Source organism: Arthrobacter sp. Soil_N43 (assembly GCF_057655195.1).
This window is the reverse complement of the sequence record NZ_JBDGML010000129.1, coordinates 56,133-68,822: the sequence shown is the minus strand read 5'-3', so window position 1 is coordinate 68,822 and position 12,690 is coordinate 56,133. Positions and strand designations below refer to the sequence as shown.

The window sequence follows — 12,690 nt, the reverse complement described above, 5'->3', positions numbered from 1 at the left end:
GAGTCCTGGTGACGACACCATTTCGCGGTGAGGCTTAAGGAATGCCATACGTGTATATGCTCCGATGCTCCGACCAGTCCTACTATGTCGGGAGCACAGTGAACCTTGAATTGCGCCTTGCGCAGCACCACTCAGGAGACGGAGGTGCCTACACGCGCCGACGGCGCCCGGTAGAGCTGGTTGTGGGCGGAGGAATTCGAACGTATCGACGATGCCTTCTTCCGCGAGAAGCAGGTCCAAGGATGGAGCAGGGCGAAGCGTGAAGCCCTCATCAAGGGCAACTATGCAGCCTTGTCGGGTCTGTCAGTCAGCAGGCGGCCGGAACCTTGATCTCGACATGCTCGATCAGCGGCACTGGTGGTTTGGCTTGTCGGAACCGGGATCTCGACAGGCTCGATCAGCGGCACGGGTGGTTTGGCTTGTCGGAACCGGGATCTCGACAGGCTCGGTCAGCGGTCGGTGCCCGTTAGCTGTTGTGCTTTAAGGCCGTCTCCAGCAGGTCCAGGAATGCCTCATCCACTTGTTCAACTGAGGTGACACGGACCTTTCGGTCGAAGAAGTCACCGCCGCGGACGTGCACTGCCTCGAGACGTCCCCCAATGGGCGCCTCGATTCGCAGTGTCACGTCCACGGCCGTCTTGTTGGCGCGGCTCACCTGTGCGAACTTGCGCCGGGGGCTGTGCAGCGAGACGTACCCCTTGCGCATCTGGATTTCGACACCGTCAGCGGCTGCGGCCCATGCAAGCACGGCATCGGCTATGGGCCGCAGGTGAGGGTGGGATTCGTACTGGCCGTCGATGAGTTCATCTGCGTCGCGGAGCATGAACTCGGGATATCCGAACATTTCCCACGACACGGCATATTGGGCATAGCCGGTGATGCCGTGCTCGTCGCGCATCCAGTCCCGGAGCTCGGCGTCCGTCCGCAACCCTGCTGCGTGCCCCTGCTCCGCCCACCAGTGCACGTCATGGCCGGACTTCCGGAGCAGCAGCGCCTGGTTGCTGTCCACCATGGTCTGCCAGGTCTTGGCAGCGGATTTCAGGTCTGTGTTCGCCATGCTCTGATGGTAGTGCCGGTGTCCGAGGGCATGGGCTCCGGCACTACCGCTTTTGATGCCTTACTTGATCATCTTGCCGTCGGGGGCCACGAGGTACCACACCTTGCCGACGCCCTGGCCGGTGATGTCACCCGGGGCCTTGTCCTTCTCCCACAGGTAGACGGGCATGCCTTCGATGGTCACCTGCTTCTTGCCGTCAGGGGTGTCGATGGTCCCGACCTTTCCGGTGACACCCTCAACCTTGGGGGTGTCGCTGGTGGTGAGGACCGGCGGCCAGGCCACGAGGCAGTCACCGGTGCAGTTGCTCTTGCCGGAGTCCTTCACGTCCTTGGTGAAGTAGTAGACGCTCATTCCCTTGCCGTCCACCACAATGTCGCCCTTGGCCGAGGATGCGGTCATCAGGTCGACGGCGGCGGTGGCCGTGGCCGTGGCCGTTTCGCTGGCGGTTGTGGCGGGCGACTCGGCGGCGGTGGTTGCTGGGGCGGCCGTGGTAGGAGTTGTGCCGGTTCCGCCGCCACAGGCGGTCAGCGACGCGGCAAGGGCCAAAACTGCAAGGCCAACGCTCAATTGCTTGTTCATGTGCTGCTCCTTGGCTCAGGCCGGCGTCTGGGAACCGGCGCTATTGGGAATGACGCATGAAGGTGAAGAATGGTTCAAGGCTTCGCAGACAGACTTGAATGAACTCTTTGGGGTCCGTCCGCGTCTTACATGCGAGAACGCCGGCCCGCACGGGCCGGTGATCGAGCCACTGGGAGGTTCTGGTGCCGCTGGACGAAGATGTGGTTGCCGCAATCTATCGCGAGCATGGAACGGCCTTGCGCCGCTTTGTGATCAGCGCCTCCCACGACCCTGTGCTGGCCGATGACATCGTCCAGGAAACGGTGCTCCGCGTCTGGCAGCAGGCGCCGAAGATCACCGGAAGCATGCGCAGCTATCTGTTCCGGACAGCCCGGAACATCATGATCGACAATTACCGGAAATCCCAGCGCCGGCCACAGGAAGCCGAGGAGCGCGACCTTGCCGACCCGGCGGAGGCCACCGGGAAGGTCGACGAACTGCTCACCCGGGTGCTGATGGAAGAGGCCCTGCTCCGGTTGAGCATGGAGCACCGGGACGTGCTCGTGGCACTGCATTACCGGCGCTTCACGGTCAATGAGGCCGCCGTCCAGCTCAACATTCCGAGCGGCACGGTGAAATCCAGGGCCTTCTACGCGGTGAAGGCCCTGCGGACAATACTCGATGAAATGGGTGTGGAACGGTGAACGGCAAGGAACTCCATGAGTTGCTGGGGGCATACGTGCTGGGCGGCCTCGACGACGCCGACCGGTCGCGCTTCGAGGACCACCTGCAGCGATGCGCAGTGTGCCGGGATGACCTCGCTGAACTGGAGACTCTTCCCGGCCTCCTGGGCGCAGTGCCGGTGCCCGATGCCGTGGCGCTCGCCGTTCCTGGTCCGCGGGTGCCCCACACCGCGGATCCGTCTGCGGTCGTCCCGCAGCCTGTTCTGGACGAGTTGGCGGCCCGCCGTCGTACGGCCCGACGGCGACTGACCGCCCTCGTAGGAGCGGTCGCCGCCGCGTGCCTGGCACTGGGCTTCGCTGCGGCGCCCCTGCTCGCCCCGGCCAATAGGCCGGATGCCAGCTATTCCGTGGTAGCGGATACCGGCATCCAGGTGACCGTGGGCATGGTTAAGAAGACGTGGGGTACCGAATTGGCGGTGGACGGCAAGAGCCTGCCGAACACCGGCAAGCTGTCACTGTGGGTCAAGGACCGGGCGGGAACGGAAGACCGCGCCTGCGCCTGGATGGCGACGCCCAGCGGCAGGGCCAGGGTCACCAGCGCGACCCCGCTGCAATACTCGAGCATTGCCAGCGTCGAGGTTCGGAACGATCAGCAGAAGACGATTGCGGTGATCACCGTGCCGGGCGCCTGAATAGCTCATTTTGTCGCAGCCAGCTGTTCTACTGGTGTCCAGGACGAAGGGGACTCGATGGAGCAGCGCGGCAGGGACCACAGCCATGGGAGCCAGGGGCACAGGAACCATTCTGCCGTGAGCCGGGGGCCGGGAAACCGTGACCATGCCAAGCATGGCCACGCGGGCGGCGCCTATGAAGTCGTGGCGTCCGGTGAGCAGCTTGCCCGGGCCCTGATGTCGACGGGCCGGACCCGTCCGGCAGCGGTGGTCGCCTGGCACCCCGGCACACCCGGGAACAGGATCGACGTCGGCAGGATCGCCCGCGAGGTGGGTGACTTCGCTGATGTCTACTACCTCGAAAACGGCCCGGAGACGTTCCGCTTCGCGGATGCCCTCCCTGCTGGTGCCCACGTATACGGGAACGCTGCGCGGGTCTACTCCGCGGACCTTGCCTGGCTGCGGGACGTCTACAGGAGCCCGCTGAGGATGGCGCAAAGTCCCGTCGGCGCGGCGGCCGCGGCGGAACGCATCATCGAGGACGTCCTGAGTCGGGTCACTGCAGCGCCGCCCGCGGCGGTTCAGCCCAAACCGTTGGATGTGATGTCGGGCGTGGTGAAGGCCTTTGCCAGCGCAGGCTCCCGGGCCATCGTGGAGCTCTCCGGAGGACAGAGCTGCAGCATCCAGCGCGAGCACGTGACTCCCCCTGTGCGGCTCGACTGGATGCTTGCGGTGGGGCAGGCCGTGTCCGGCCTCTATGATCCCGCCGCCGGCACCCTGGACATACGTGCCCTCAAGGTGCTGCCGCGGCTGACCGACATCTATGCGTCCGGTGACCTGGTGCTGGCGCTGGCGGACGAGGTAACACCCAAGGCAGCCACCCTGGCCCTTTTCCCGGGGTCCCGCTGGGCCGTACCCGTCGAACGGATTTCATCGAATCCGCTGGACACCGCTGACAGCCTCGTCACCGAGGGCGAGGTTGTGGTGGTCAGGTTCCTGAGGGAAAAAGGCGCGGTGGTTCTGTCACTCATTGATGTCGATGACGAGGGGGACGTCCGGGTGGCGCCGGAGCTGCTGCGGGGCGGAACTCCCTGGCTCCAGGCGGGACGGCACCTCACGGAACGCGCGGTCACCGGAGAGACTTCGGTGGTCCGGGAAGACGTGCCGCCGGCCACGGCAGTCGGCGCCCCTGTCAGTCCTTCGCCGGCCTTGATCTCGGTGCAGCTGTCCCTTTCCGCTGAAAAAGCTGAGGTGGCCCGGCTCCAGGAGCTGGTGAAGGCGGGGAGCGGCGCCGGGCCGGAGCTTCTTCGGCTGGAGAGCGAGCTGGCGGCCCTGCAGGAGGAGCTTGGGCTGGAACGCCGGCAGGCGGCGGCCAGTGAGGAGCTGCTGGCCGGATTGGCCGCACGGAACGCCAAACAATCGGAGGGCCTACGCACGCTGCGTGCCCGCAACCGGGAAATGCAGCAGGCGCTGAAACGGTCCCGTGACGACACTGCAGAGGCCTTCGAAACAGCCGATGAACGCGTCCGGCACGATATTTATCTGGCCTGGGTACGCACCGTTCCCGGCGAAGATAAGTCCAGGTTCCCTCTTCCGGGGACCTTCGGCGTGGGTCCGGCCTTCGCCGCTTCACTCTATTCCCGGACGGAACAGGGGGCCGTGCCGAAGGCATTGAAAGCGGTCGTGGAGGTGTTGACCGGCCTCGCCGAGCGAAGTTCGGCCCGGGAGGTGCATCCGCTGCGCGCCAACGGCGGCGGCGACGCGCCCCAGCTGCAGCGCGAGGACGGCGCGCGCTGCTTCCGGGCGTCAATCGAGCGTGGCGTCGCGTCTGCGCGGAGGCTGCATTACTGGAAGACCCCGGACGGCGGACTGGAACTGTCCCGTGTGGTGGTGCACGACGACTTCAGGCCCTAGACGGTCCACGAACGCCTAGTACTCCATCTTGGCCAGCCGCGCCCGGACCACCATGTAGAGGCCGTAGCAGATGAGCCCTGCGCCCACGGCCAAGAGGGCGTATACACCCAGCGGCTGGTCGCGCAGAGCCCTCAGCCCTCCGTCGAGTCCGGTGGATTCCTCAGGGTTGGCCGTGACGGCGGCGATGACGACCAGCAGGCCCGTCACGAAGAGGGCCACGCCCTTAGCCGCGTAGCCGGCGATGCCCAGCCCCGTGACGGCCTTGCGGGCCGTGGGCGAGGCAGGCACCCGGATGTGCTTCCTGAACGATTTTTTGACACCGAGCACCACATAGACCACCCCGGTGACGGCCACGGCAGTCCCAATGACTATCAGGAGCAGCACACCGCCCGGTGCCTTCATAAGGCTTACGGTCATGTCGCTCGTAGATTCCCTGTTGTCCTGCCCTGCGCCCCGCGCGAACGCGGCAAGGGACAGGGCCATTGCCGCATAGATGGCGGCCTGTGCCGCCGCCTTGAGCTTCTTGGCCACCTCGTTTTTGGCCGGCAGGTGCTCGAAGTCGAAAATGGCATCACCCGCCCGCCACAGGGCCAGGGCAACGCAGGCGGCGAAGCTGGTCCACAGCAGCAGCGGCCCGGCAGGCTGGCTGCCCAGTTCCGCAACAGCTCCGCTGACGTCAGCCCTGCCGCCCTTGCCGGTGGCCAGCCCGATAGCGATGGTTCCCACCAGGAAATGCAGTACCCCGCTGACTGCATACCCGGCCCGCGCCAGGACTTCGAGGGCGCGGGAGTTGGCTACGTTCTCCGCTTTGTCTGCGGCGCCCTGCAGTTCTCGTTTGATGATCGTTCCTTCGCGCCCGCACAATCCGTGCGTCTGTTGCGGCACTCCGCCACAAGCCCAATCGTGCCACGGAGAATGCCTGGGCAACAGATGGGCGGCAGCACACATGAGGGCAGGACACATGGGGGTCGCGCGCAGCAGGGCCGGCAGGGCCCGGCTTGCGCCGCTGGAGGTGTTGAGTGCCGCTAGACCCGGCGGTAGCAGAGGTCGAAGATCAGGCGGCCGGCCTCGTGCGCCTTGTTCTCGAAGCTGGTGCGGATGCGGCCTTCGAACCGCGGTGCCCAGCCTCCCGTTTCGTCGATGCCCTCGTTGGGCCCGGTATGCTCGGTGCTGACCGGGGCCCGGCCTTCTTTGACCGGGGCACCGCCCACGAGCGATTCGACGCCGGTCTGCCAGACGCGGGTGAGCGGGCTCTCAGGCCCCCGGCGTTCCCCGTCGTGCATGTTGACGAACGCCGTGGAGCCGGCGAGCACATCGCGCACGTGCACGGCGTAATTGGACCAGTCGGTCGCGATCCGCCAGAGTCCGCCCGGCTTCACGGCCCTGGCCGCCAGTTCGGCGAATTCGGGCTGAATGAGCCGGCGTTTGTGGTGTCGGGATTTGTGCCAGGGGTCGGGGAAGAAGATCCACAGCTCGCTGACCGAGCCCGGCGGAAGCATGGTGGCCAGCACTTCCGGGGCGTTGGCCTCCACGACTCGGACGTTGGTGAGGCCCCTGCTGTTGATCTTGATCATGGTGTTGGCCAGGCCGGGCGTGTAGACCTCGACGGCGAGGAAATCCGTGCCCGGGTTCTCCTCGGCGGCGTGGCAGACGGCATCGCCAAGTCCCGATCCGATCTCAACAATCAGCGGGGCTTTCCGGCCGAACTCGGCCTCCGCGTCAAAGGTGTAATCCGGGTGGACAGAGGTGTTGGCCACGTGCCGCGGGACGTCAACTGCCCAGCGGTCCGAGTGCTCTTCCCAGGCAGCCTGCCGGCGGCCCTGAAGGCGGGTTCCGCGGCGCACGAAGCTGACCGGCCGTCCGCCGTAGGTGCCGTACGAAGCCTGGCTGCCAGGCGTGACGGGCCGCGGCGTGTTCGGTTTTTCAGGCAGCTGCTCATCCGTCGGCCGGGGGGAATCTGGGGTTTCACTCATCATCTCCAGAATAGTGGAGTTCGCGGGGCAGAACGCCGCCCGGTCTCAGCGGTGGGGCAGCAGCCAGGGGAGTTCAGGGCAGAGCTGTGACAACGACGTGGACGGCCCCCGGGAGAAGAATGAAGGCAGCCTCCGCTCCCACGAGCGAGAGTCCTGCCACGCCGGCGCTCCATGCCGCGGTGTCGCGCTGATGCCGCCTCACGGCAAGGATCCCGAAGAGCGCGGCCAGTATGCCGAACAATGCGGGCAGACTCCAGAACACCGCCGCCGCCACCCATTCCAGGCCATTGCTGCCGGTGTCGGGGCGGGTCAACAGCATGGCGAGCATGGTGGGGAGCAGAGTGAGGAGCATGCTGGGCAACACCAGCGCACCACACACGACGCTAGCCCCGCCTTCCCCGGCGCCTTCCGAAGCCGCCCGGATCCGCGGATGCCGGGGATTTTCGGGTGCCTTGGGCGCATACGGAAAGCTCATCGGTCCCCCCAGTGACAGGCAGGCGGCGCGGCGCCCGGTTGTTGGAGCCAGACTAATTCCGCTCGTCGGGCAGCCGTAACGGGTGTTCTGCCGTATGTGGATAACTCCTGGGACGGCCATCGGACCGACACACGGACGGCCGGGAGCTGCACGGCGGCCTAGTACGGACGCAGGTTAAACCCCTGAAAGAATGGCCCGATGACCGATGCGGGGAATGGGACAGTGAAAAACGACGAGCGCCAGCGCGTCCGGGGCGCCGGACCCGGCGCGCTCGTGGACGCCGAGATCGACGAGGTCCCGCCGGCAGAGCCCACGCGCGTTGGTGGCCGCCGGGCGCTGGCGTACCTCGGCCTGTGCCTGGTGCTGATCGGCCTGAACCTGCGCACTGTGTTCTCAAGCTTTTCGGCGGTCCTCCCGGAGGTTACAACCGGCGCCGGGCTGCCAGGCTGGGCAGTGGTGGTGCTGACCACGGTCCCCGTGACTCTGCTGGGCATCTTCGCGCCGCTGGCCCCGGTTCTGGCGAGACGATTCGGTGCCGAGCGTGTGCTGCTGGGGGCCATGGCGGTCCTGACCGCGGGGCTGCTCCTGCGGCCGGTGGACGTCGCGGGAGCCGGGCACCTGCCGGCCCTGCTGGCCGGCACAGCCGCCTGCGGAGCGGCGATTGCGCTGTGCAACGTGCTGCTGCCCGGGCTGGTGAAGCGCGACTTCCCGCACCGGCTCGGCCTAATGGGCGGCCTCTACACCACGGCCATCTGTGCGTCCGCTGCTCTCGGGGCGGGTTTCACCTTTCCGGTTTTCAGCGCGACGGGGCAGTGGACCGCGGCGCTGTGGTTCTGGGCGGTGCCGGCCGCCGTCGTCCTTCTGCTTTTCCTTCCAGTCGCCATCCGGCAACGGCACGGGCAGCACAAGGCCGTGCACGACGGCGTGAACGTGTGGCGCTCCGCGATGGCCTGGCAGGTCACGATGTTCATGGTGCTGCAGGCCATGATGTCGTTCAGTGTGTTCGCCTGGCTGGCCCCGATCCTGCGCGAACGCGGGGTGGACGGCGGAACGGCAGGGCTGATGGTGTCCGCCTCGATCGTCCTGCAGATGCTGGGCTCGCTCTTCGCTCCGGCGCTGGCAGCGAGGTTGCGGGACCAGCGGACCATCAACACCGTCGTTGCGCTCATGACCGGAGGAGGCTTCGCATTGAGCATCTTCGGTCCCCAGGAGCTGATCTGGGTATGGACCGGCCTGCTGGGCCTAGGCCAGGGAAGCCTCACCGCGGTGGCCCTGACCATGATCATGCTCCGCACCCGCGACGGGCACACCGCAGCCCACCTCTCCGGCATGATGCAGGGGGTGGGCTACGGGGTGGGATCCACCGGGACGCTTATGGTGGGCCAGCTGCACCAGGCCACGGGATCGTTCGCGGCGGCCGGAGTGCTGTTCCTGGCGGTGGGCCTGCTTGCCGCAGTCTTCGGGTACCGGGCCGGGCGGAACCGCTACATCTGACTCGCTGGTCGATTGCCGGCTAGTGCGCCAGGTCCTTCCCTTTGGTCTCGGGAAGGGTGAAGACGAACGCGGCACTCACGGCCAGCAGCACCACCGCATACACGTTGAACAGGTTGGGCAGGTGCAGCGTGGTGCCGAGCCATTGCTGCAGGTAGGGGGCCGTTCCGCCGAACACTGCCACGCAGATGGAGTAGGGCACGCCCACGCCCACGGTCCGGATGCTGGTGGGGAACAGCTCCGCATAAACGGCGGGAACAATGGCGGCGCTCGCGGCAATGAAGATGAGCATCACGGACATGCCGACCGCGAGCTGCCACGCGGAATCCTTCAGCAGCCAGGTCATGGGGAAATGCATCACGGCTGACCCGATGGCGCCGGCCCACAGCACCTTCTTGCGGCCGATCCGGTCGGAGATCTTGCCCCAGACCGGCAGGGCGGCGATGAACACGATGTTGCCGATGACCCCGGCCCACAGGGCTTCGCCGCGGTCGATTTTCAGGGCGGTGGTGGCATAGCTCGGGGCAACAACGCCCCAGATGTAGTAGATCACCGTGAGGCCGACCGTCAGACCGATGACCTGCAGGGCCTGCTTGCGGTGGCGGACGATCTGCGGCCAGATCGGGGCGCGCTTCTCCGCGGTGGTCTCGCCCTCAAAGACGTCCGTCTCGTGCAGCCGGGCCCGCATGATCAGGGCGTACAAGCCCATCGCCGCGCCGATCAGGAAGGGGATCCGCCAACCCCAGGCGTTCATGACCTCGGTGCTCAATGCCATGTTCAGGATCGCCCCCAGCAGTGTTCCGAACAGGATGCCCACCGTGCCTGAGGTGTAGATCAGGGTGGCCCAGAAGCCGCGGTGTTCCTTGGGTGCCATCTCCGAAAGATAGGTCTGCGACGACGGCAGCTCACCTCCGTGCGCGAGCCCCTGAACCAGCCGGGCCACCAGCAGCATCAGCGACGCCCACGCGCCGACGGCTGCGAAGGTCGGCGCGATACCGATCATCAGGCTGCCCAGGGAGGCGAGCCCGACGGCGAGCGTCATGGAGGCCTTGCGGCCCACCCTGTCGCCGATCCAGCCGAAGAGGAACCCTCCGAACGGCCGGGCAACGAAGCCGACGGCGAAGATCGCCAGCGTGGAGAGCACCGCCGAGGCGGGGTCCGACTTGCTGAACAGCTGGCTGGCGATGAACGGCGTGAAGGTGGCGTAAATCGCCCAGTCGTACCATTCGACGGCGTTGCCGATGCCGGTGCCGACGACGGTCTTCCGCGTGGACGCCCGGTCCGCGCGCTGCTGGTTGATGGTGGTGGTCATTGGTTTCTCCTGGTGAGGCTGGGCTAGGAAGCTGCGGGAGCGGAGAGGGACGCCGACGGCGCCGCCGGGGCGGCGGCCAGCGTGGCCAGCCGCGAGATGGCGAGTTCCGCGTAGAGGGCGGCCCCGTCGGCCAGCACGCCGTCGTCGAACGTTGCGTACGGCGAGTGGTTGAACGGGGAGGTGGCGTGGTCTGTGCCCTGGGGCACCGCGCTGAGGCCGACGAAGGTGCCGGGGACCTCTGCGAGCACGCGGGAGAAGTCCTCGGAGCCGCTGAGCGGAGTGGCCCAGCGCGAAAGCCTGGAGTCGCCGAAGAGTCCTGTGATGACCTTCTCGGCGGTGCGCGTTTCATCCTCGTCCGTGATGGTGAGCGGGTATTCCTGCTGGTAGTCCACGTCGACGTCCAGGCCGTGGGCGGCGGCAATGCCTTTGAGCAGCCGCGGAACGGAGTCCATCATCTTCTGCCGGGATTCTTCCGAGAAGGTTCGGATGGTGGCTTCGATGCGGGCCGTTTCCGGGATGACGTTGCGCTTGGTGCCGGCGTGGAGCACGCCCACGGACAGGACCACGGGATCGAACATGTTGAACTGCCGGGTGACCATGACCTGCAGGGCCGTCACCATCTCGGCCGCAGCCGTGACCGGGTCCTTGGCCGAATGCGGGGCGGAGCCGTGGCCGCCGGCACCCAGCACGGTGACCGTCAGGCCGTCCGAGGCGCTGAGCATGACGCCCGGCTTGGTGCAGAACGTGCCGTGGGGTTCGAGGGAGGAGAACACGTGAATGCCGTACGCGGCGTTCACCCGGCGGCCCGGGGCGTCGAGCACGCCCTCGCGGATCATGTAGCTGGCGCCGTCGAAGCCTTCCTCGCCCGGCTGGAACATCAGCACGACGTCCCCGGGCAGCTGGTGCTGCCGTTCAGCCAGCAGCGTGGCGGCGCCGGCGAGCATGGACGTGTGGAGGTCGTGGCCGCAGGCGTGCATCGCGCCGTCGATCCTGGAGGTGTAGTCCACGCCGGTCTTCTCCTGGACCGGGAGCCCGTCCATGTCTGCACGGAGGAGGACGGCGGGGCGCCCGGCCGCGAGCTGTTCGCCGCCGGCAACAGTGCCTTCGCCGCCGGCGACGCCCTCCACAGCGCCGGGTGTTCCGCCGCGCAGGACCGCCGTGACCGACGTCGTGTCCCGGCCCAGGGTGATCTCAAAGGGCAGCCCGTCCAGGGCCCGGAGCACCTTTTCCTGCGTCCGCGGCAGCTCGAGGCCGATTTCCGGCTCCCGGTGCAAGTCGTGGCGGAGCCTGGCGAGGTCTCCCTGCATTTCCCTGGCGTCTGCGGCAATCGGCACGTGTACTCCCTGTCTGTGGTGTTTACCCTGTGGATCCATTCTGGAGTGGCCTGCTTCACATTCTCCTGAAGTGCTGAAAAGATGCAGCAAGGGAAACCGTTTCGCAGGATTCATGAAAGAGGGCAGGGGTGGCGTGGAGCTCAGTGAGGATGACCTGGCGCTCATCAACGCTTTGCAGATCGCGCCGCGGCTGAGCTGGTCGGACGCCGCGGACGTTCTAGGCGTCCATGCCACGACGCTTGCGTCCCGTTGGGACAGGCTGCGGGCAGCCGGAGCCTCCTGGACAACGGCCCACCTGATCGGGGATCCCAAGCGGATGTGCCTGGCGTTCGTGGCCGTGGACTGCGAGATGAACCGCCGGGAGCAGGTCACGGCCAGCCTTGCCGCGGTGCCGGAGATCGTCACCGTGGAGGAGGCGGCCAGCAACCGCGACCTGATGCTGACCGTGGTCACCCGGTCTCTGGAGGAGTTCAGCACGAAGGTGGTGTCCCGGCTGAAGGAGACCGAAGGGCTGGTGAAGTACCAGACGGCGCTGTGCACCCGGCTGCATTCCGGCGGCGGCGAGTGGCGGCTGAACGTGCTGAACAGGGCGCAGCAGACTGCCCTCGGGGAGCTGGCGCGCTCAGCCGGCTCTGGTGCCGAACGTCCCGGCGCCGCGCGGGAGCGGCTGCCGGCAAGCCACCTGGACCTGCTGCCGTACCTGGCCAGGGACGGGCGGGCGACTGCGGCCGATATCGCGCGGGCACTGGGCCGCAACCCGGCCACCGTCCAGCGTCAGCTGAACCGTGTGCTCGCCAGCAGGCTCCTGTCACTGCGGTGCGAGATAGCGCAGCGGTACTCGTCGTTTCCGGTCACATGCCAGTGGTTCGTCAACGTGCCGGCCGGCCAGCATGAGTCGGCCGCCGCCGAGATCCGGACCATCAGGAACGTGCGCCTCAGCGCCTCGACGACGGGCCCCACCAACTTCGTCATCATCATGTGGCTGCAGTCCCTGGCCGACGTCATGGACGCCGAGCTTGCCTTGCAGCAAAAGGTTCCGGGCATCGACCTGGTGGAGAGCGTCGTGATGCTGTCCACCGTCAAGCGGGTGGGCTGGATGCTGAACGAGGATTCCACAGCGAGCGGCGCCGTCGTCGTGGATGCCCACGGGCTGGAGCTCGCCGACTAGCTCCGGCCGCCCAGCAGGGCCGTGCTCCACATCGGTGCCGTGCTGTGGCAAGCT

Annotated in this window: 13 protein-coding genes; 6 read left to right on the top strand and 7 right to left on the bottom strand. The window is 67.0% G+C overall.

Features of this window, described 5'->3' with window-relative positions; genetic code table 11:
• The first annotated feature begins 41 nt into the window (after positions 1–41).
• Positions 42–263: a GIY-YIG nuclease family protein gene (locus AC3A3W_RS21335; protein ID WP_487445117.1), complete on the top strand. Its 222-nt coding sequence runs from the start codon at positions 42–44 to the stop codon at positions 261–263.
• Positions 264–466: 203 nt separating this feature from the next.
• Here the strand turns inward: AC3A3W_RS21335 and AC3A3W_RS21330 are convergent, their stop codons facing one another.
• Together AC3A3W_RS21330 and AC3A3W_RS21325 are read right to left on the bottom strand one after the other, a co-directional pair.
• Positions 467–1,057, bottom strand: a complete 591-nt coding sequence (locus AC3A3W_RS21330; protein WP_487445116.1) for a DUF5655 domain-containing protein — start codon at positions 1,055–1,057, stop codon at positions 467–469.
• A gap of 60 nt (positions 1,058–1,117) precedes the next feature.
• Positions 1,118–1,636, bottom strand: a complete 519-nt coding sequence (locus AC3A3W_RS21325) for a COG4315 family predicted lipoprotein (protein WP_487445115.1) — start codon at positions 1,634–1,636, stop codon at positions 1,118–1,120.
• A gap of 182 nt (positions 1,637–1,818) precedes the next feature.
• On the opposite strand from AC3A3W_RS21325, the gene AC3A3W_RS21320 reads away from it, so the two are divergent.
• The 3 genes from AC3A3W_RS21320 to AC3A3W_RS21310 all read left to right on the top strand — a co-directional run bounded on the left by AC3A3W_RS21320 (position 1,819) and on the right by AC3A3W_RS21310 (position 4,883).
• The gene (locus AC3A3W_RS21320) at positions 1,819–2,319 is read left to right on the top strand and encodes a sigma-70 family RNA polymerase sigma factor (RefSeq protein WP_205651982.1); all 501 of its coding nucleotides are present in this window, start codon (positions 1,819–1,821) and stop codon (positions 2,317–2,319) included.
• Entirely contained in the window at positions 2,316–2,990 is a 675-nt protein-coding gene (locus AC3A3W_RS21315; RefSeq protein WP_487445114.1) for an anti-sigma factor, read from the top strand. Before AC3A3W_RS21320 ends, AC3A3W_RS21315 begins: the two co-directional genes overlap by 4 nt.
• A 117-nt stretch (positions 2,991–3,107) precedes the next feature.
• A complete protein-coding gene (locus AC3A3W_RS21310; RefSeq protein ID WP_487445113.1) occupies positions 3,108–4,883 on the top strand; it encodes a hypothetical protein in 1,776 nt (591 codons plus the stop codon).
• A gap of 15 nt (positions 4,884–4,898) precedes the next feature.
• On the opposite strand, the gene AC3A3W_RS21305 is transcribed toward AC3A3W_RS21310, so the two are convergent.
• The 3 genes from AC3A3W_RS21305 to AC3A3W_RS21295 form a co-directional block, all read right to left on the bottom strand.
• Complete coding sequence (locus AC3A3W_RS21305; protein ID WP_487445138.1) at positions 4,899–5,711, bottom strand: DUF1206 domain-containing protein; 813 nt, start codon at positions 5,709–5,711, stop codon at positions 4,899–4,901.
• Between the two features lie 197 nt (positions 5,712–5,908).
• Positions 5,909–6,856 (bottom strand): tRNA (guanosine(46)-N7)-methyltransferase TrmB, encoded by a 948-nt coding sequence (trmB, locus tag AC3A3W_RS21300; protein WP_487445112.1) that lies wholly within the window; start codon positions 6,854–6,856, stop codon positions 5,909–5,911.
• A gap of 73 nt (positions 6,857–6,929) precedes the next feature.
• Entirely contained in the window at positions 6,930–7,208 is a 279-nt protein-coding gene (locus AC3A3W_RS21295; protein ID WP_487445111.1) for a hypothetical protein, read from the bottom strand.
• 321 nt (positions 7,209–7,529) lie between these two features.
• Here AC3A3W_RS21295 and AC3A3W_RS21290 point away from each other — a divergent pair, with 321 nt between their 5' ends.
• Entirely contained in the window at positions 7,530–8,825 is a 1,296-nt protein-coding gene (locus tag AC3A3W_RS21290; RefSeq protein ID WP_487445110.1) for an MFS transporter, read from the top strand.
• A 19-nt stretch (positions 8,826–8,844) separates the two neighbouring features.
• Here the strand turns inward: AC3A3W_RS21290 and AC3A3W_RS21285 are convergent, their stop codons facing one another.
• Together AC3A3W_RS21285 and AC3A3W_RS21280 are read right to left on the bottom strand one after the other, a co-directional pair.
• Complete coding sequence (locus AC3A3W_RS21285; protein ID WP_487445109.1) at positions 8,845–10,134, bottom strand: MFS transporter; 1,290 nt, start codon at positions 10,132–10,134, stop codon at positions 8,845–8,847.
• 23 nt (positions 10,135–10,157) lie between these two features.
• Positions 10,158–11,468, bottom strand: a complete 1,311-nt coding sequence (locus AC3A3W_RS21280; protein WP_487445108.1) for a M20 metallopeptidase family protein — start codon at positions 11,466–11,468, stop codon at positions 10,158–10,160.
• 112 nt (positions 11,469–11,580) lie between these two features.
• Between AC3A3W_RS21280 and AC3A3W_RS21275 the strand changes: the two genes are divergently transcribed.
• A complete protein-coding gene (locus AC3A3W_RS21275; protein ID WP_487445107.1) occupies positions 11,581–12,636 on the top strand; it encodes an Lrp/AsnC family transcriptional regulator in 1,056 nt (351 codons plus the stop codon).
• The last annotated feature ends 54 nt before the right edge of the window (positions 12,637–12,690 follow it).

Coding starts and splice junctions, on each gene's coding strand:
- AC3A3W_RS21335 (WP_487445117.1), top strand. CDS start 42: ATGCCATACGTGTATATGCTCCGATGCTCCGACCAGTCCTACTATGTC.
- AC3A3W_RS21330 (WP_487445116.1), bottom strand. CDS start 1,057: ATGGCGAACACAGACCTGAAATCCGCTGCCAAGACCTGGCAGACCATG.
- AC3A3W_RS21325 (WP_487445115.1), bottom strand. CDS start 1,636: ATGAACAAGCAATTGAGCGTTGGCCTTGCAGTTTTGGCCCTTGCCGCG.
- trmB (WP_487445112.1), bottom strand. CDS start 6,856: ATGAGTGAAACCCCAGATTCCCCCCGGCCGACGGATGAGCAGCTGCCT.
- AC3A3W_RS21295 (WP_487445111.1), bottom strand. CDS start 7,208: ATGCTCCTCACTCTGCTCCCCACCATGCTCGCCATGCTGTTGACCCGC.
- AC3A3W_RS21290 (WP_487445110.1), top strand. CDS start 7,530: ATGACCGATGCGGGGAATGGGACAGTGAAAAACGACGAGCGCCAGCGC.
- AC3A3W_RS21285 (WP_487445109.1), bottom strand. CDS start 10,134: ATGACCACCACCATCAACCAGCAGCGCGCGGACCGGGCGTCCACGCGG.
- AC3A3W_RS21275 (WP_487445107.1), top strand. CDS start 11,581: ATGAAAGAGGGCAGGGGTGGCGTGGAGCTCAGTGAGGATGACCTGGCG.